At 69.8% G+C, this 17705-nt stretch carries 14 protein-coding genes and 1 pseudogene; 9 read left to right on the top strand and 6 right to left on the bottom strand.

Translation table 11 applies throughout. The annotated features are described in order from the left end of the window. Positions 1-11 precede the first annotated feature (11 nt). The 3 genes from IG75_RS0125660 (at position 12) to IG75_RS0125650 (ending at position 2430) form a co-directional block, all read left to right on the top strand. Positions 12-791: an LppM family (lipo)protein gene (locus IG75_RS0125660; RefSeq protein WP_030523861.1), complete on the top strand. Its 780-nt coding sequence runs from the start codon at positions 12-14 to the stop codon at positions 789-791. Continuing rightward, on the top strand, positions 788-1969 hold the full coding sequence (locus tag IG75_RS0125655; protein WP_051714916.1) for a glycosyltransferase family 2 protein: 1182 nt from the start codon (positions 788-790) through the stop codon (positions 1967-1969). The genes IG75_RS0125660 and IG75_RS0125655 overlap by 4 nt, the downstream gene beginning before the upstream one ends. Before the next feature lie 101 nt (positions 1970-2070). Beyond that, complete coding sequence (locus IG75_RS0125650) at positions 2071-2430, top strand: hypothetical protein (RefSeq protein ID WP_051714915.1); 360 nt, start codon at positions 2071-2073, stop codon at positions 2428-2430. Between the two features lie 28 nt (positions 2431-2458). On the opposite strand, the gene IG75_RS0125645 is transcribed toward IG75_RS0125650, so the two are convergent. Beyond that, the gene (locus IG75_RS0125645) at positions 2459-3460 is read right to left on the bottom strand and encodes a methylenetetrahydrofolate reductase (protein ID WP_081877125.1); all 1002 of its coding nucleotides are present in this window, start codon (positions 3458-3460) and stop codon (positions 2459-2461) included. Positions 3461-3675: 215 nt separating this feature from the next. Here IG75_RS0125645 and IG75_RS0125640 point away from each other — a divergent pair, with 215 nt between their 5' ends. The 4 genes and pseudogenes from IG75_RS0125640 (at position 3676) to IG75_RS0125625 (ending at position 9167) form a co-directional block, all read left to right on the top strand. Further along, positions 3676-4782, top strand: a complete 1107-nt coding sequence (locus IG75_RS0125640) for a polyprenyl synthetase family protein (RefSeq protein ID WP_245713211.1) — start codon at positions 3676-3678, stop codon at positions 4780-4782. Positions 4783-4816: 34 nt separating this feature from the next. Further along, positions 4817-6448 (top strand): annotated as a pseudogene (gene crtI, locus IG75_RS0125635) (phytoene desaturase family protein); the annotation flags it as partial. Between the two features lie 59 nt (positions 6449-6507). Beyond that, entirely contained in the window at positions 6508-8187 is a 1680-nt protein-coding gene (locus IG75_RS0125630; RefSeq protein ID WP_168165642.1) for an alpha-(1->6)-mannopyranosyltransferase A, read from the top strand. Next, entirely contained in the window at positions 8184-9167 is a 984-nt protein-coding gene (locus IG75_RS0125625) for a phytoene/squalene synthase family protein (RefSeq protein ID WP_081877126.1), read from the top strand. Before IG75_RS0125630 ends, IG75_RS0125625 begins: the two co-directional genes overlap by 4 nt. A 15-nt stretch (positions 9168-9182) precedes the next feature. Here the strand turns inward: IG75_RS0125625 and IG75_RS0125620 are convergent, their stop codons facing one another. After that, on the bottom strand, positions 9183-9551 hold the full coding sequence (locus IG75_RS0125620) for an Rv2175c family DNA-binding protein (protein ID WP_030523869.1): 369 nt from the start codon (positions 9549-9551) through the stop codon (positions 9183-9185). A gap of 127 nt (positions 9552-9678) precedes the next feature. Here IG75_RS0125620 and pknB point away from each other — a divergent pair, with 127 nt between their 5' ends. After that, positions 9679-11610 (top strand): Stk1 family PASTA domain-containing Ser/Thr kinase, encoded by a 1932-nt coding sequence (pknB, locus tag IG75_RS0125615; RefSeq protein ID WP_030523870.1) that lies wholly within the window; start codon positions 9679-9681, stop codon positions 11608-11610. Between the two features lie 244 nt (positions 11611-11854). On the opposite strand, the gene IG75_RS0125610 is transcribed toward pknB, so the two are convergent. Continuing rightward, positions 11855-13240: a class II 3-deoxy-7-phosphoheptulonate synthase gene (locus tag IG75_RS0125610; protein WP_030523871.1), complete on the bottom strand. Its 1386-nt coding sequence runs from the start codon at positions 13238-13240 to the stop codon at positions 11855-11857. A gap of 177 nt (positions 13241-13417) precedes the next feature. On the opposite strand from IG75_RS0125610, the gene IG75_RS0125605 reads away from it, so the two are divergent. Further along, positions 13418-13912 carry a polyadenylate-specific 3'-exoribonuclease AS gene (locus IG75_RS0125605; protein ID WP_030523872.1) on the top strand — a complete coding sequence of 165 codons (495 nt, stop codon included), beginning with the start codon at positions 13418-13420 and terminating at the stop codon, positions 13910-13912. A 79-nt stretch (positions 13913-13991) separates the two neighbouring features. Here the strand turns inward: IG75_RS0125605 and qcrB are convergent, their stop codons facing one another. From qcrB to qcrC, 3 genes are read right to left on the bottom strand one after another with little or no spacing between them, the layout of a single operon-like run. Further along, on the bottom strand, positions 13992-15641 hold the full coding sequence (gene qcrB / locus IG75_RS0125600; RefSeq protein WP_030523873.1) for a cytochrome bc1 complex cytochrome b subunit: 1650 nt from the start codon (positions 15639-15641) through the stop codon (positions 13992-13994). After that, on the bottom strand, positions 15638-16786 hold the full coding sequence (gene qcrA / locus IG75_RS0125595; protein ID WP_030523874.1) for a cytochrome bc1 complex Rieske iron-sulfur subunit: 1149 nt from the start codon (positions 16784-16786) through the stop codon (positions 15638-15640). The genes qcrB and qcrA overlap by 4 nt, the downstream gene beginning before the upstream one ends. Before the next feature lie 30 nt (positions 16787-16816). Further along, positions 16817-17680: a cytochrome bc1 complex diheme cytochrome c subunit gene (gene qcrC / locus IG75_RS0125590; protein WP_081877127.1), complete on the bottom strand. Its 864-nt coding sequence runs from the start codon at positions 17678-17680 to the stop codon at positions 16817-16819. Positions 17681-17705: the final 25 nt, after the last annotated feature.

Raw genomic sequence — 17705 nt, 5'->3', positions numbered from 1 at the left:
GGCCTGGCACCATGTCATCCGTGCCTCCGAGTCCCGTTACCGCGAAACCCGGCTCCCCGGTCCCCGCTCCGCGCTCGCGCCGCCCCCTGCGGGCGCGGATAGCCGCCGCCCTCGTCCTGGCCGCCCTGCTCACCCCGGCGCTGGCCGGCTGCCTGCGCGTCCAGGCCTCGATGGGCCTGTCGTCCAACGACCGGGTGTCGGGCCGGATCGTGGCCGCGGTCGTCCCGGAGAACAGTGAGGACAAGGGCCCGCAGCTCACCGCCCCCGAAACCCTGGCGGCCAAAGTGCGTATCGAGCCGTACAACCAGGACGGGTACATCGGCAGCGAGGTGTACTTCGACGATCTCAACTTCGGCGAAGTGGAACAGCTGTCGCAACTCTCGGAGCAGGCGCAGGGCCTGTTCGACCTGCAGTTCCAGCGCAACGGCGACCTGGTCAGCCTCAACGGCCGAGTGGACCTGGAGACCTTGGCCCCGCACGGGTCCGATGTACAGCTGAGTGTGGCGTTCCCGGCCCGGGTCGCCAAGACCAACGGCAACCGCGAGGGCGATTCGGTGGTCTCCTGGAAACTGCCCGCCGGCGAGGTCAGCACCGTCCGCGCCGAGGTCGGTTACGCCGATCCGAACACGCGGTCCTTCGCGGGCTGGGCCGGAATCGTCGGCGGTATCACCCTCGCCGTCGCGGCGGTGGTCATCGCCCTCGCCTATATGGACCGCAATCCGCCCCGGCCGGGCGCACCGGCCGGTTTCTCGTTGCGACGCTGGTGGGACGAGGTCAAATCCAACGCGTGAGACCGTGGCTCCGGCGCGCGGTGACCGGCGGGACCGGTATCGCCGTGGCCGGTGCCGCGCTCACCGCATGGAACCGGCGCACCGTACCGCAACTGTCCCCCGCGCCCGCCCCGGTCACCGAGAACGTCACGGTCTGCGTGCCCGCGCGTGACGAAGCCGCCCTGCTGCCCGGTCTGATCACCGATCTGCGCGCCCAGACCGGGGTGGCGCGGTTGCGCATCCTGGTCCTCGACGATGCCTCCGGCGACGACACCGCCGAGCGCGCACGGCATGCGATGGCGGGCGACCCGCGCTGCGAGCTGCTGCGCGGTACCACCGGCCCGCCGCCGGGCTGGACCGGCAAGGCCGCCGCCTGCGCCGTCCTCGCCGAGCATGCCCGGCGGGCCGGCGGCGAAACCGGGGTGCTCGTCTTCCTCGACGCCGATGTCCGGCTCGCACCGACCGCGATCGCCGCGGCGGTGGCGTGTCTGCGAGAGCGCGGCGTCGCCTTGCTGGCGCCCTGGCCGCGGCAGCGAGCCGAGACCGTGGCCGAACGCCTGGTGCAGCCGCTGCTGTGCTGGTCGTGGGCGTCCACTCTGCCCGTCGCGTGGACCGATCGCGGCACCCGGGGTTCGACTGTCGTGTCCTGTGGCCAGTTCCTGGTGTTCGACGCGGCGCGGTATCACGCGCGCGGCGGTCACGCGGCGGTCGCCGGCAGTGTCACCGAGGATCTCGATATCGCCCGGGTCCTGCGCCGCGCCGGGGACCGGACCGCGGTGGCGGCCGCGGGGGGACTGGCGCGCACCCGGATGTACCGCGATGCGCACGAACTGGTGAACGGCTACGACCGCTGGCTCTGGTCGGCCTACGGCGGTTCGGTCGCGGGCGGGGTCGCGGTCGGCGCTGTCGCCGCGTGGGCGTACTGGCTGCCCCCGGTGGCGGCCGTGCTGGGCCGCGGCCGGCTGCGCCGGATCGGCCTGCTCGGGTACACCGCGGCGGTCACGGGCCGGTTGCTGGCCCGCGCCCTGGAGTCGGGCCGCGAGCCGGACCGCGGCGACCTCACCGACGCTCTCGCCCACCCGGCCTCGGTCGCCACCTACCTGCTGCTGTGGCAACACTCACACCGCGCTCGCCGTCGCAACGCGCTGACCTGGCGGGGACGCCCTCTGCTACCCGGCCAAGGGCTGGATTCTCGATGATTCTTGGTCTTGTGCCCGCCGGGCACCCGGCCGGATGATGAACCCGCCCGGCACGACCGGCGGGCAGGGCCTCGCGGCCCGGGTTTCGAGGAGGCTGCACCATGACCATCGTCGGCCACACCAGCGTCGATACCACGTGGACGCAATGGCTCGAGCGATGCTCGGTCCGGCTGCGCAGCCCGCGCGGCATCAGCGAACCGGTCGCCCGCCACCAGCTCAGCGAATCACCGGAACTGCTGCCGGGCCTGCCCGGCACCTGGTGGGTCATCGACGGCCGGGTGTTCATCGCGGCCAAGCCCGGCGACCGCCTGGACCACGCCGGTGAGCGGATCGCGGGGATCGAGATCCTCGACCCGGTCGACGGCGCCCCCGGACTCATCCTGCGCCACGACGACCAGGCGCTCGAAGTGATCCGCCGGGACGACCGGATCACCGTCCACGTCTACGCCCCGGCCGACTGATCTCCCCACCCCGGCCGGCCGGCGTCGCTCAGGCGCTGATCGGGGCGGTGGTAACGCCGTAACCCAGATTGGTCAGCACCTCACCGGTCGCCTTGGCGAAGTTGAGGGTGATGAAGTGCAGGCACGGTGCGCCCTCGGCGATCAACCGTTCCCCCATCTCGGTGGCGATCTCGATACCCGCGGCCCGGACCGCGGCACGATCCTCTTCCGGCCCGGAACCGGCGGCCCGGTGCAGCCGTTCGATCACCTTTTCCGGCAGCGGGCGGCCGCACAACTGCTCCGCACGCTCGACCGTGCGCAGCGAGGTGATCGGCATCAGTTCCGGAATGATCGGTTTGGCGCCCTCCACCGGGTCCAGCGCGGCGACCCGATCGCGCAGCCGGAGGTAGTCGTCGACGTCGAAGAACATCTGGGTGATCGAATACTCCGCGCCCGCACGCAGTTTCGCCGCCAGATGGGCGGTGTCGTGGTCGAGATCGAGCGAACGGTGGTGGCCCTGCGGGAACGAGGCGACCCCCACATGGAAATCGCCCAGATCGCGCACGATGCGCACCAGTTCCTCGGCGTACTCCACCCCCTCGGGGTGTTTGTACCATTCGCCCAGCGGATCGCCCGGTGGATCACCGCGCAGCACGAGGATATTGCTGATCCCGGAATCGGCGTAGGCCCCGACGATCGACCGCAGCTCGGCGACGCTGTGCCCGACCGCCGTGAGATGGCCGACCGGCAACAGGGTGGTCTGCAGGGCGAGTTCACCGGTGACCCGTACCGTGCGCTCCCGGGTGCTCCCACCGGCACCGTAGGTCATCGAGACGAACGCCGGATGCATCCGCTCGAATGTGCGCACCGCCCGCCACAACCGCTGCTCGCCCGCCTCGTCGCGGGGCGGAGAGAACTCCACGGAGAACGGCACCGCGCCACCGGCGTGCCGGCGCAGGCTCTGCACGACCGAAGGCGTCGCGGAGACGTCCGGTGACGTGGGGGACGGCCGGCCAGGGGTCGGGAGTCCCCGCGCGTTGTCGAAAGTCACCGGCTCAGTCTAGAGCCGCCCGGTATTCTCCCCGATGCTCTCCCACCGCCGCCACCGGATCCGCGTCATGGGCGCGCGCGTATTCTGCGATCAGGTCCCGCCGCCGCGGCGGGCGCACGTGGGTGGCTCCCGCGGCTACCGGCGCCCCCGGTTCCGGTAGCCGCTTGCCCACGCAATCGACGATCTGGGAGGTCACCCTGTCTGCCGGAACCGGTATCCCGACGCGGTCGGGTCCCCTCGCGGCCGTTCCCGGGACGGCGGCGTTCGCCACGGCCGTGGAGCAGGCGCTGACCGAATTCTTCGCCGGTCGCCGCGACGCGGTCGCCGAGCTGGGCCCGGTATTCGCCGACAGTGTCGAGGCCCTGGAATCGTTCACCCTGCGCGGCGGTAAGCGCACCCGGCCGGGTTTCGCCTGGATGGGCTGGCTGGGCGCCGGCGGCGATCCCGCGAGTGCCGCGGCGGCGGCCGTGCTCCGCGCCTGTTCGGCCCTGGAACTCGTCCAGGCCTGCGCGTTGATCCACGACGACATCATCGACTGCTCCCGCACCCGCCGCCGCTTCCCGACCGTGCATGTGGACTTCGAACAACGGCATCGGCAGGCGGGCTGGGCCGGGGATTCCGCCCACTACGGCGAATCGGTGGCCGTTCTGCTCGGCGATCTGGCGCTGGCCTGGGCCGACGATATGGTGCACGACGCCGGCCTGGACGCGGTGGCGCTGGCGCGCTTCGCCCCCGTGTGGGCGCGGATGCGCACCGAGGTCCTGGGCGGGCAACTGCTCGATGTGCACGGCGAGGCCAGCGGCGACGAATCGGTGGCCGCGGCGCTGCGGATCAATCGCTACAAAACCGCGGCCTACACCGTGGAACGCCCGCTGCATCTCGGCGGAGCGCTCGCCGACGCCGACCCCGGGCTCATCACGGCCTACCGCACCTACGGGACCGATATCGGGATCGCCTTCCAGCTCCGTGACGATCTGCTGGGCGTTTTCGGTGATCCGGCCGTGACCGGTAAACCGTCCGGTGACGATCTGCGCGAAGGTAAACGCACCGTGCTGGTCGCGGAGGCGCTGCAGCGCGCCGCGGAGACGGACCCGGCCGCCGGCGATACCCTGCGTGGCGCGATCGGCACCGACCTGTCGGACGCGCAGGTCGGCGAATTGCGCGCGCTCCTCATCGAACTCGGCGCGGTCGACGCGGTGGAGACCAGGATCAGCGCACTCACCGAGCAGGCCCTGGGCGCGATCGACGCCAGCTCCGCCACGCCGGAGGCGAAGACCCGGCTCCGCGAGATGGCCTTGGCCGCCACCCGGCGCGCGGCATGACCGGCGGCAGCAGGCCGGACACCGCCCCGGCCGCACACCGGTACGAGCGGAGGGGCCTGTCGTGAAGTCGGTCCCGGGGCCGGTGGAGCACGTGGTCGTGGTCGGTGCGGGGCTGTCCGGGTTGTCGGCTGCACTGTATCTGACCGGCGCCGGATGTGCGGTGACCCTGGTGGAACGTGCCGACCATGTCGGCGGCCGGGTCGGGCGGTACGGGTTCGCCGACTACGAGATCGATTCCGGCGCGACCGTGCTCACCCTCCCCGGGCTCGTCGACGACGCATTGGCCGCCGTGGGTACGGATGCCTCGAGTGCGGTGCCGCCGCTGCGGATCCGGCCGCTGACCCCGGCCTACCACGCCCGTTTCGCGGACGGGTCCGACCTGCGGGTCTTCTCCGATCCGGAACGGATGAGCGCCGAGGTGGCGCGCGCCTGCGGACCGGAGGAAGCCGTCCGGTACCGGCGGTTGCGGGACTGGCTGGGTCGCGTGTTCCGGGCCGAATACGACGAGTTCCTGGCGACGAACTTCGATTCCCCGCTGGATATGGTGCGGTATCCGGAGAAGCGGGCGGCCCTGCTCCGGCTGACCGGGCTCGGCGGCTTCGGCCGGTTGGGCACCCGGGTCACCCGGACCCTGCGCGATCCGCGACTGTCCCGGCTGTTCACCTTCCAGGCGCTGTACGCGGGGATGGCACCCGAACAGGCACTCGGCGTGTACGGCGCGATCCCTTATATGGACACCGCCCTCGGCGTCTACTTCCCCGACGGCGGAATGCGCGCGGTCGCCGAAACCCTGGCCGGCGCGTTCACCGCGGCCGGCGGCCGGCTCGAACTCGGCACCGAGGTCACCGGACTCGACTATCGCCGCAGCCGCAGCCGCGGCCCGGCCCGGGCCCGGCGGGTCCTGCTCGCCGACGGCCGCGCCCTGCCCTGCGACGCGGTGGTCCTCACCGCCGATCTCGGTGCGCTGGATCGTTTCGGCGTGCGCCCCCGCCGCGGATTGCGGGCCTCGCCGTCGGCGGTCGTCGCGCACGGCACGGTACCCGCCGGTATTGCCGGGAATTGGCCGGTGCAGGCCCATCACACCATCGACTTCGGCGCCGCCTGGGCCCAGACCTTCGCCGAGATCACGCCGCGGCGCGGCGGCCGGCTCATGAGCGATCCGTCACTGTTGCTCACCCGGCCCGCACTGAGCGATCCCGGGCTGTACCTCACCCGCGGCACGACCCGGTACGAACCGTTCTCGCTACTCGCCCCCTGCCCCAACCTGGATTCCGCGCCGCTGGACTGGTCCCGCCTGGGTCCCTCCTATCTGCGGGAACTGCTCGGGGTACTGGAGCGGCGCGGATATCACGGGATCGCCGAGCACTTCACCGTCGACCGGCTCGACACGCCCGCCACATGGCGCGATCAGGGCATGCTCGCCGGAACTCCGTTCTCGGCCGCGCATCTGTTCCGCCAGACCGGCCCCTTCCGTACCCGTAACCTCGTGCCCGGCAAGGAGAACGTGGTCCTGGCCGGATGCGGTACGACGCCCGGGGTCGGTGTGCCGACCGCGCTGCTGTCGGGAAAACTCGCGGCACAGCGCGTTGTGGGCGAGAATCGCGGGGTCCGGACGCGCGCCCCGGCCACCGTCCGGCCGCCTTCCGTGACGGAAGCCGTAAACTGAGCGCCGACCTATTCGCCCGCGGTTGCGACCGCCGACCATCCAGGGGGGAACGACACCAGATGCCAGCCCCCCATATGCACACCACGACCAGCACCGTTCCGGTCGCCGACACCGATCCGGCCGCCTCCGGGCCGTCGCCCGCGCGCACGACCGCGGGTACCGGTCTCGCGCCCGGCTTCTGGAGCCGGGTGCGTATCTGCGGCGATTTCCTGCGCAGCCCGGAAGGCCATGCGGCCCTGCTCGGGTTCGCCGGCGCCCTGATGATCACCTTCGGCGGATTCGGCGCCGGCGGCGTCCGTAAACGGGATCCGCTGCTCGAGGCGGTTCACCTGTCCTGGTTGCGGTTCGGCCACGGCTACGCGCTGTCGATGATCTGCGTCTGGGCGGGCGTGCTGATGATGGTGGCGGCCTGGGTCCGGCTGGGCCGGATCACGCTGGGCTACGGCGGCCACTCCGGTGAGGTGCGGCTCAACGAGCTGCGCGCCATCGTCGGTATCTGGATCGCGCCCCTCATGTTCGCGGTACCCATGTTCAGCCGCGACGCCTACTCCTACCTGGCCCAGGGTGCCCTGCTGCGCGACGGTTTCGACCCGTACCAGGTGGGTCCGGTCGCCAATCCGGGGATCCTGCTCGACAACGTGAGCACGGTCTGGACCACCACCACCGCCCCCTACGGTCCGGCGTTCCTGCTGCTGGGCCGCGCGATCACCGCGGTCACCGGCGACAGCGTGGTCGGCGGCACGATCGCCCTGCGGTTCGTGATGCTGCCCGGCCTGGCCCTGATGATGTGGGCGGTGCCGTACCTGACCAAGCACCTGGGCGGGAGGCCGACCGTCGCCCTGTGGCTGGCGGTGCTCAACCCGCTGGTGCTCATCCACCTCATCGGCGGCGTGCACAACGAGATGCTGATGGTCGGCCTGATGTGCGCCGGGATCGCGCTGGTGCTGGAACGCCATCATGTGGCCGGCATCGTGGTGGTGGCGATCGGGGTCGCGATCAAGGCGACCGCGGGCGTCGCCCTGCCCTTCCTGGTGTGGATCTGGATGCTGCACGAACGCGAGCGCCGCGCCGAGGACGGCCAGCGCGCCGCACTGGCCACCAGCAGCCGTGAGTTCCTGGCCCATCACTGGAAGATGTTCGCCAAGATCGCGGGTCTCGGTCTCGCGGTGTTCGCGGCGGTGTTCGTGGCGGCCTCGGCAATCGCCGGGGTCGGGATCGGCTGGCTCACCGCGCTGTCGGGGTCGCGCAAGATCATCAACTGGTTGTCGCTGCCCACCGTCATGGCACACGCCGTCACCTGGGTCACCCCCTTCGGGCTGGATTCGACCCTCGAGGTGACCCGCATGCTGTGCATGCTGGCCCTGGGGGTCCTCCTGGTGTGGACCTGGTGGCGGTTCAAACTCAGCGAACGCGACGCCGTCCTGGGCATCCTGATCGCCTTCGTCGCCATCGTGATCCTGTCACCGGCCGCGCTGCCCTGGTACTACTCGTGGCCGTTGGCACTGGCCGCCGGTTTCGCGCTGTCCACCACCACACTCATGACCCTGGTCGGTGTCTGTACCTGGCTGATGCTGGTGTTCCAGCCCGATGGTTCGATCGGTCTGTACAACTTCTGGCATGTCGCGGCCGCGACCTTCGCCTCCGTGGTCGCCGCGCTCTCGCTGCGCACCGTCGACCCGCTGCGGTTACGCGGTACACCCCGGGCGGTTCCCACGCCCGCTGTGTCCCGCGGTCTGTGACCGGCCGCGGTGGTGTGCGGCCCGGCGCGACGGCGCCGCCGGCCGACGCCGCCGCACTGCGGGACGCCTACCGGCACTGCCGTCGAGTGGCCGCGGCGCACGGGCGTTCCTATTATCTGGCGACCCGGCTGCTGTCGGCCGACCGCCGCCCGGCGGTCCACGCGCTGTACGGTTTCGCACGCACGGTCGACGATATCGTCGACGATCCGCACGCCGCCGGCGAGCCACGGCGGGCCGTGACCGCACTCGACGCGGTCGAGCGTCACCTCCGCGCCGCTTGGTCCCAGTCCATCGGCAGCCCGGTGGCGCCGCGCACCGATCCGGCGCTACCCGCGGCCTTCGATCGGGTCGTTCCCGCGCTCACCGACACCGTCGGCCGGTTCGCCATCGATCCGCGTCACTTCTGGACCTTCCTGGATTCCATGCGGATGGACATTCCCGGCTCACCGCTGTTCCGCAACCGCTACCCCACCATGGCGGCACTGCACGAGTACATGCGTGGCTCGGCCGCCGCCATCGGCCTGCAGCTGCTGCCCGTCCTGGGCACCGTCTGCCCGGCGGCCGAGGCCGAACCCGCGGCCGCCGCACTGGGCGATGCCTTCCAGCTCACCAATTTCCTCCGCGATATCGGCGAGGACCTCGACCGGGACCGGATCTATCTCCCGGCCGCCGAGCTCGCCGCCTTCGGCGTGGACGAGGCGCTGCTGGTCGATGGCCGGCGCACCGGCCGTACCGATCGCCGCCTGCGCCGGGCGCTGGCACATCTGATCGCCGTCAACCGTGATCTGTACCGCTGCGCCGGGCCGGGCATCGAGTTGCTGACCCCCCGGGTGCGGCCCGGTATCCGGACCGCCGCGGCCCTCTACGCGGCCATCCTCGACCGCATCGAGGACAGCGGCTACGCCGTCTTCGCGCAGCGCGCCGTCGTACCGCAGCGCCGGAGATTGCGGCTCGCCGCGCACGCGGCCCTCGGTACCTGAGGGCCGCGTAAACGGTCAGAAGGGTTCGGCGGCGGCACGGCGCAGCACCTCACGCGCCAGTGGCCCGTGCAGTGCCTCCACCGGTTTACCCGGTAGCGTGTCGTCCTCGGTGAAGATCCACTCCAGAATCTCCTCGTCGGTGTACTTCGCGTCGCGCATCACCGTGATCAGACCGGGCAGGAATCTCAGGATCGCGCCCGTATCGTCGAAGAAGATCTCGGGGACACCGACCACGCCGTCCCGCCGGACGGCCAGCAACTGGTTGTCGCGCAGCATCTGATGCACCCTGGTCACCACGACGCCCAGTTTCTTCGCGACTTCGGGCAGCGCGAGCAGGGGTACCGAGGCGGGCAGGACATCGGTACTACAGGGAAAGGCACTCACGGAAGACAACGGTAGACGCTGCCCGCCTCCCTGCCGTGAGACACCCGCGACGGCGCGGCCGATACCATCGACAGCAGCCGCGCGGGGCGGCCACCGTGGAGGACACGGTTCGAAGGTGGAGAGGTTCGTGACAGCCGGAGGAGAATTGATCGGCGCCGTACTGGATCGGCGCTACCGGATCGACGCGCCGATCGCCCGCGGTGGGATGTCGATGGTGTTCCGCGGGGTCGATACCCGGCTGGGCCGCCGGGTCGCCATCAAGGTGATGGATCCCAAGTTCTCCGGCGACCCCCAGTTCCTGAGCCGCTTCGAATTCGAGGCCCGGGCCGTCGCCGGCCTCAAACATCCCTCCCTGGTCGAGGTCTACGACCAGGGCATGGACGGCGAGTACCCGTTCCTGGTCATGGAGCTGGTTCAGGGCGGCACCCTGCGCGAACTGCTGCGCGAGCGCGGCCCGATGCCGCCGCACGCGGTCCGCGCCGTCGCCGAACCGGTACTGGCCGCGATCGGCGTCGCGCACGCCGCGGGGCTGGTGCATCGCGATGTGAAACCGGAGAACGTGCTGATCTCCGATTCCGGCGATGTCAAGATCGCCGATTTCGGGCTGGTACGCGCGGTGGCCGCGGCCAACACCACCTCGGCCAGCGTCATCCTGGGCACCGCGGCCTATCTCTCGCCGGAACAGGTCACCTCCGGCAGCGCCGACGCCCGCAGCGATGTGTACGCGTTCGGCATCCTGATCTTCGAACTGCTCACCGGCCGGGTGCCCTTCACCGGCGACAATTCCCTGTCGGTGGCCTACCAGCGGGTGGAGAACGACGTACCGAGCCCCAGCGAGTTCATTGCCGGGGTCCCGCCCGAATTCGATCGGTTGGTCGCCCGGGCGACCGCCCGCGAGCCCGGGCACCGATTCGCCGACGCGGGTGAGATGGTCGCCGAACTGCGGGCAATCGCCGCCCGCCTGGAGCTGCCCGCCTACCGGGTCCCCGCGCCCCAGGACTCGGCCGAACACACCAGTGCCCGCCATCCGGTCACCCCGCCCGCACCCGAACCCGCCGCGGTCGCCGGGCCGCACGCCACGCGGATGGTGACCACGGCCCGCCCCCGGACCGAACCGCCCCCGCCCGCCTATATCCCCCCGCAACAGCCCACCCAGTACAGCGCCTATCAGGAGAGCCGGGCCAACCATCGGCGCAACGGCATGATCTGGGCCGCCGTGGTGGTCGTGCTGACCCTGCTGGTCGGCATCGGGGGCTGGTGGCTCGGCATGGGCCGCTACGCCACCGTCCCGTCCGTCGCCGGTATGACAGTGCAGAACGCCACCAGCGAACTACAGGACGCCGGATTCGAGACCGGCACCCGGGACAAGGCCTCCGATACCGTCCCCGTCGGCGGCGTCGTCGGCACCGATCCGGGTCCGGGCGCCCGCGAGACCAAGGGTTCCACGGTCGACATCCTGATCTCCAGCGGCAAACCCCAGGTCCCCGCGGTGTCCCCCGGCGCGGACTGGGACGAGGTCCAGCAGCTGATCCGCGACCAGGGCCTACAGCCGGTCGACGGCGGCGAAGTCGCCAGTACCGCGCCCGAGGGAACACTGGCCCGTATCGACCCCGGGCCCGGCACCGTCCTGCCCGCAGGCGCCCATGTGCAGGTCTGGAAGAGCAACGGATCCAAACCCGTCCAACTACCCGACCTGCGCGCCGACACCCCCGATCAGGCCAGGCAGACGCTCACCGACCTCGGACTGACGGTCGGCGGCGAACGCCCCGTCTACGACAAACTCGTCGAAGCCGGCCGGGTCATCGGCACCGACCCCGCGGTCGGCACCACCGTCGACGCGGGCTCCTCGGTCACCCTGCTGATCTGCGAAGCCGTCACCATGCCCTCGGTCACGGGGAAAAAGGTCTCCGAAGCCCGGCACACGCTGGAATCCCTCGGCCTGACGGTCCAGGTACGTCAGCTGGCCCCACTGGATTCCTCGGCCGTGGTTTCCCAGAACCCCCCGGCCAACGCCAACGTGGAGCCCGGCGCAACCGTCACCATCGTGGCCTTCCCCTGACAGACCACTCCCAGTAGGACAGCCGGCAACCCCGACACCGGTGCGCGCGAGCCCACATCACATCTCCACGAGCGCACCGTGACCCAGGTGCGAGACGGGGCTCGCCCGTGAAGATGTGACCGGGGTCGGCTCACGATGCGCGGGGTGGGCCGGGCGCACCTCATACCGATGCTTCACGGACGAACCGGTATCGCGGCAGTCCCGCCACCCGCCCTGTTCCGGCTCGAGACCGTCCGAGAGCTACCTACCGCAGCATCTCCGCGACCAGGAAAGACAGCTCCAGCGACTGCTGGGTGTTCAACCGCGGATCGCAGGCCGTCTCGTATCGACCGGACAGGTCGAGGTCGGAGATGTCCTGGGCCCCGCCCAGGCATTCCGTCACGTCTTCGCCGGTCAGTTCGATGTGCAGGCCACCGGGGTGGGTGCCGAGTGCGTGGTGGACCTCGAAGAAACCCTGTACCTCGTCGACGATGCGGTCGAAGTGCCGGGTCTTGAAACCGGTCGAGGATTCGTGGGTGTTGCCGTGCATCGGGTCGCACTGCCAGATCACCTGGTGGCCGGTCGACTGGACCTTCTGCACGATCGCCGGGAGGATCTCGCGGACCTTCGTATTGCCCATCCGGGAGACCAGGGTCAGCCGGCCGGGCTCATTGTTCGGGTCGAGCCGTTCCACATATTCCACCGCTTGCTCCGGGGTGGTGCTCGGCCCGATCTTCACGCCGATCGGGTTGGACAGCAGCTCGGCGAAGGCGATATGGGCACCGTCCAATTGGCGGGTGCGCTCCCCGATCCACAGGAAATGCGCGGAGAGGTCGTAGAGGGCCGGGTCGCCGGCCGAGTTGTGCGCGAGCCGCAGCATGGCGCGCTCGTAGTCCAGGACCAGGGCTTCGTGGGAGGCATAGATCCGGGCCGACTGCAGACTGGGGTCGGTGACGCGGCAGGCGGTCATGAATCGCAGACCGCGATCGATCTCCCCCGCGAGCGCCTCGTAGCGCGCACCGGCCGGGGACTGTGCGACGAAATCCCGGTTCCAGTCGTGCACCTTGTGCAGATCGGCCATGCCGGCGTTGGTCAACGCCCGGACCAGGTTCATCGCGGCACTGGCGTTCGCATAGGCGCGCACGAGGCGGGAAGGGTCGTGCTCCCGGACGGCCGCATCGGCGACCAGGGAGTTGACCATATCGCCGCGGTAGGACTTCAAACCGAGGGCGTCGGTATCGGAGGATCGGGGTTTGGCGTACTGCCCCGCGATCCGCGCGACCTTGACCACCGGCAGGCTGGCCCCGTACGTGAGCACCACCGCCATCTGCAGCAGGGTGCGGATATTGCCGCGGATATGCGGCTCGGTGTTGTCGGCGAACGTTTCCGCGCAGTCGCCGCCCTGCATGAGAAATGCCTCACCGCGCGCTACCTCGGCGAGCCCTTTCCGCAGCTCGTCGACCTCCGCGGGGATGCAGATCGGCGGCACGCTCTCCAGCACCGTGCGCATGTCCGCCGCCTGCTCCGGGTCCCAGGACGGCTGCTGCAACGCGGGGCGCGAGAGCGCGTCGTCGAGCTGTTTTCGCAGGTCACTGGGCAACGGCGGAAGCTCGGGCAAACGGTCGATGGGAACGTCGACGGTCCAGTTCACTCTTCCAGGATACGTTGCCGGGTTTATCGCCCCGCCTCCGGCAGGCCTGGTCGCGGCCCTGACGACCGGCCGGCGGCGACCGGCCGTCCGGAGCGGGCGGAGGCTGCGCGGGACAGGCCCTCCGACCGGCCTGGGTAGGCTCACATCACTTGTTCGCAGCCGATGGGAACCCACCTTTTGAGATATTTCTACGATGCGGAGTTCATCGAAGACGGCCATGTGATCGATCTGGTGTCGATCGCGTTCGTCTGTGAGGACGGGCGTGAGTTCTACGCGGTGTCCTCGGAGTTCGACGCAGGCCGCGCGGGTCCCTGGGTCAGCAGATATGTGCTGCCGAAGCTGCCGCCGCGGACTTCTCCGCTGTGGCGGACCAGAGAGCAGATCCGCGAGGATCTGTACCGCTTCCTGATTCCGCGTCCGACCGTGGCGCCGGAGTTGTGGGCGTGGGTCGGCGCCTACGACCATGTGGTGCTGTGCCAGTTGTGGGGGTCGATGGTGGATCTGCCCTCGGCGCTGCCCCGCTACACCAACGAGTTGCGCCAGCACTGGGAGGCGCACGGCCGGCCGGAACTGCCGCCGCCGCCGCGGGACGCCCACGACGCGCTGGCCGACGCCCGGCACAATCTCGCCAAATTCGAGGCCATCGAGGCAGCTCGCCGGCTCGCACGGTAGTGCCCGGCCGGGCCGGCCCGGCTCCGGAAACAACACAGGCCCCCTGTTTCCAGGGGGCCTGTGTGCGGTGCGGTACGGGTCAGTGCCCGTGCTGCCCGTTGCTGCCGTTGGAGCGGGCCTCCTCCTGTACTCGTTTGAGTACGGAGATCTGCTTGTGCTCTTCTTCCAGCTCGTTCGCGAAATGCTGTTCGCTCTCCCCGCGCGGGTCGGGCCGCAGGAAGCTGCCGGTACCCGGCTGGCCGGCCGAACCCAGCTGGTTCATCTTCTTGGGCACCACGGCGCCCTGATACTCCAGCGGGAGCGGGTGGCCGTGCGAGTCCACCGGGCCCAGCGGCTGGTGCACCTCGATGTACTCACCGTGCGGCAGGCGCTTGATCACGCCGGTCTCGATACCGTGCTCGAGGACCGCGCGGTCGCTGCGCTGCAGGCCGATGCAGAACCGGTAGGCGATGAAGTACGCCACCGGCGGCGCGACGAGCAGGCCGATCCGACCGATCCAGGTGGTCGCGTTCAACGAGATATCGAACTTGAGCGCCAGGATGTCGTTGACGCAGGACAGCGTGAGCACCACGTAGAAGGCGATGGCCATCGCACCGATGGCGGTGCGGACCGGGACGTCCCGTGGACGCTGCAGCAGATTGTGCCGCGCCGTATCGCCGGTCAGCCTCTTCTCGATCCACGGGTAGGCGATCAGCACCACGAACACCAGGCCCATGATCAACGCGACCCAGAACACCGCGGGCACGGTGTAGCGGCCCAGGTACAGCTCCCACGGCGGCATCAGACGGGCCAGACCGTCGGTCCACATCATGTAGAAGTCGGGCTGGGAACCGGCCGAGACCTGCGACGGGTTGTACGGGCCCAGGTTCCAGATCGGGTTGATCTGCAGCACACCGCCCATGATCGCCACGAAGCCGAGGGTGAACGCGAAGAACGCGCCCTGGTCGGCGGCGAACACCGGGACGATACGGGCACCGACCACGTTGTTCTCGGTACGGCCCGGCCCCGGGAACTGGGTGTGCTTCTGGTACCAGACGATGGCCACGTGCGCCGCGATGAGCGCCAGCATGATGCCCGGGAACAGCAGCACGTGCGCGATGTAGAGGCGCGGGATGATGATCTCGCCGGGGAAGTCGCCGCCGAACATCAGCCAGTGCAGCCAGGTGCCGACCACCGGGACACCGATGGTGATACCGGAGAACGCGGCCCGCAGACCGGTGCCCGACAGCAGGTCGTCGGGCAGCGAGTAGCCGAAGAAGCCCTCGAACATCGCCAGGATCAACAGCAGCGAGCCGATCACCCAGTTCGCCTCACGCGGTTTGCGGAACGCGCCGGTGAAGAAGATGCGGAACAGGTGGATGATGATCGAGGCCGCGAACAGCAGCGCCGCCCAGTGATGCACCTGCCGGACGAACAGACCGCCGCGCACCTCGAAGGAGATATTGAGGGCGGTCTCGTAGGCCCGCGACATACCGACACCGCGCAGCGGCTGGTAGGCGCCGTCATAGGTGACGTGCGCCATCGACGGGTCGAAGTACAGCGTCAGGTACACACCCGACAGCAGCAGGATGATGAACGCGTACAGCGCGATCTCACCCAGCAGGAACGACCAATGGGTGGGGAACACCTTGTTGATCGATCGCTTCATGAAGGCGGCGGCGCGGTAGCGCTCGTCCACTTCGTTGGCTTGTGCCGCAAGTTTGCGGCCGACAGCCTCTCCAGCACTCATGATCGACGCTCCCAGAAGGCCGGGCCGAGGGGTTCGATGAAGTCACCGTTGGCGACCAGGTACCCCTCTGAGTTTACGGTGATCGGCAACTGCGGCAGCGCTCGGGCAGCAGGACCGAAGATCGGCTTGCCCCATTCGGTCGCGGAGAACTGCGACTGATGGCACGGGCACAGGATCCGGTTGGTCTGCTGTTCGAACAGCGAGGTCGGGCAGCCGAGGTGGGTGCAGATCTTCGAGTAGGCGAAGTAGTCGCCGAAGTTGAAGCTCTCCTGACCCTTACGTTTGATCGCGTTCTTCGCGTCCTCGGTGCGCAGCCGGATGAGCATCACGGCATTGCGGATGCCGCGCAGCGACTGCAGGGTGGCGTGCTCGTCGCCGCGCCAGGATTCCTTCCACGGGAAGACCGTCTCCATGGCGCCCGCGTCCAGATCCTCGGGACGCACCAGCACGATGTCCTGCGGACGGCCGGTATCGCGACGGATGTAGACGGTTTCGCCCGGGTAGTCCGGGGTCCACCCCGACACCCACAGCGGCGACTTCTCGCGCTGGGCCCACGGGTTCTTCACCATGCCGCCCACGAACACCAGCAGCGCGCCGATGCCGAGGATGCCGACGCCCGCGCCGGCGGTCCGGGTGATGAGCTTGCGGCGGCCCAGCGTGGAGGTGTCGAGGGCGTCGCTCAGTTCGGCCGCCAGCGTCCGCCGGTCGACCTCGCTGGACTTGCCGTCGTGCCGGTCCTGGACCGACAGTTCCGCGGGAATGAACTTCTTCCGGATCAGCACCACGGCGATACCGATGGCCAGGATCGAGATGCCGAAGGTCAGGCCGTAGAGCGGAGTGGTGAGCGAGTACAGGCCGTGCCCGTCGTCTTCCTTGCCCTTGTAGTGCCAGGGCCAGAACAAGAAGACACCCACCAGGGCGGCCGCGGCCAGACCGGAGATCGCGAACCACAGCGCGACCTGCCGTTCGGCACGTTTCTCGGCCCGGGTGCCCGGCACCGGCCAGCGTTCCCGGCGGTAGGCGACCTCCACGCCGTCGCGGGCGGTGCCGAGGGCTACCAGCTCTTCCCGCGACATCGCGTCCAGTTCGGCCTCGGTCGGTTCCGCCGGGGTCGCGGCCGCGGAATCTTTGTCCAGGCGACCCATCTCGTTTCGCTCCTGTTCTTCACTCATGGCTTAGGTCCTCGATCCGATCCAGATCGCCGCACCGACCACGGCCACGATACCGAGGGTCCACATGGCCAGCGCTTCGGTGGCGGGACCGAAACCGCCCAGGCCCCAGCCGCCCGGCGGCTTCGCCTCGGCCGAGTCCTTGACGTAGGCGATGATGTCGCGCTTCTCCTCCGGTGACAGCTGCCGGTCGGAGAATTTCGGCATGTTCTGGGGGCCGGTGACCATGGCGGTCCAGAGCTGCGACTCGGTGGCCGGCTCCAGCGGCGGGGCGAACTTGCCCGAGGACAGCGCGCCACCACGGCCGGTGAAGTTGTGGCAGGACGCGCAGTTCATGCGGAACAGCTCGCTACCGCGGCCGATATCACTGCCGCGTAGCGATTCCTGTGCGATCTCACCGTTGGCGTCGCGCGGCACTGTCGGGCCGCCGCCGTTGGCCGCCACATAGGCGCCCAGGGCGTCGGTCTGGTGCGCGTCGAACTTCGCGGGTTTGCGCTCGGCCTGCGCTTCGTTGCGAGTCATCGGCATACGCCCGGTGGACACCTGGAAGTACACGGCCGCCTCGCCGACACCGATCAGGCTGGGACCGCGGTCGGCCACACCCTGCAGGTTGGCGCCGTGGCAGGTGACGCAGGAGGTCTCGTACAGCTGCTGACCCTCACGGATCAGCGCCACCGAATCCTCGTTCGCCGTGGCCACCTGCGGCTCGGGGGTGAGCGCCGAGGCGAGGAAACCGGCTCCGACGAGACCCACCATGAGCGCGAGGCCACCCGCTATCCGTCGGCGGACGCGGCGCTGCCTGCGCTTTTTGCTGGCCTCGCCGTGCCCACCGCTGGCGGGCGCTGGCGCTGTCGGGGGCGATGAACTCATCTGTGTCCCTTTGGAGTAGACGGAA

The organism is Nocardia rhamnosiphila NBRC 108938, assembly GCF_000720425.1.
GTDB classification, from domain to species: Bacteria; Actinomycetota; Actinomycetes; order Mycobacteriales; family Mycobacteriaceae; genus Nocardia; species Nocardia rhamnosiphila.
The sequence above is the reverse complement of the archived record's forward strand: the minus strand, read 5'-3'. Positions and strand labels throughout refer to the sequence as shown.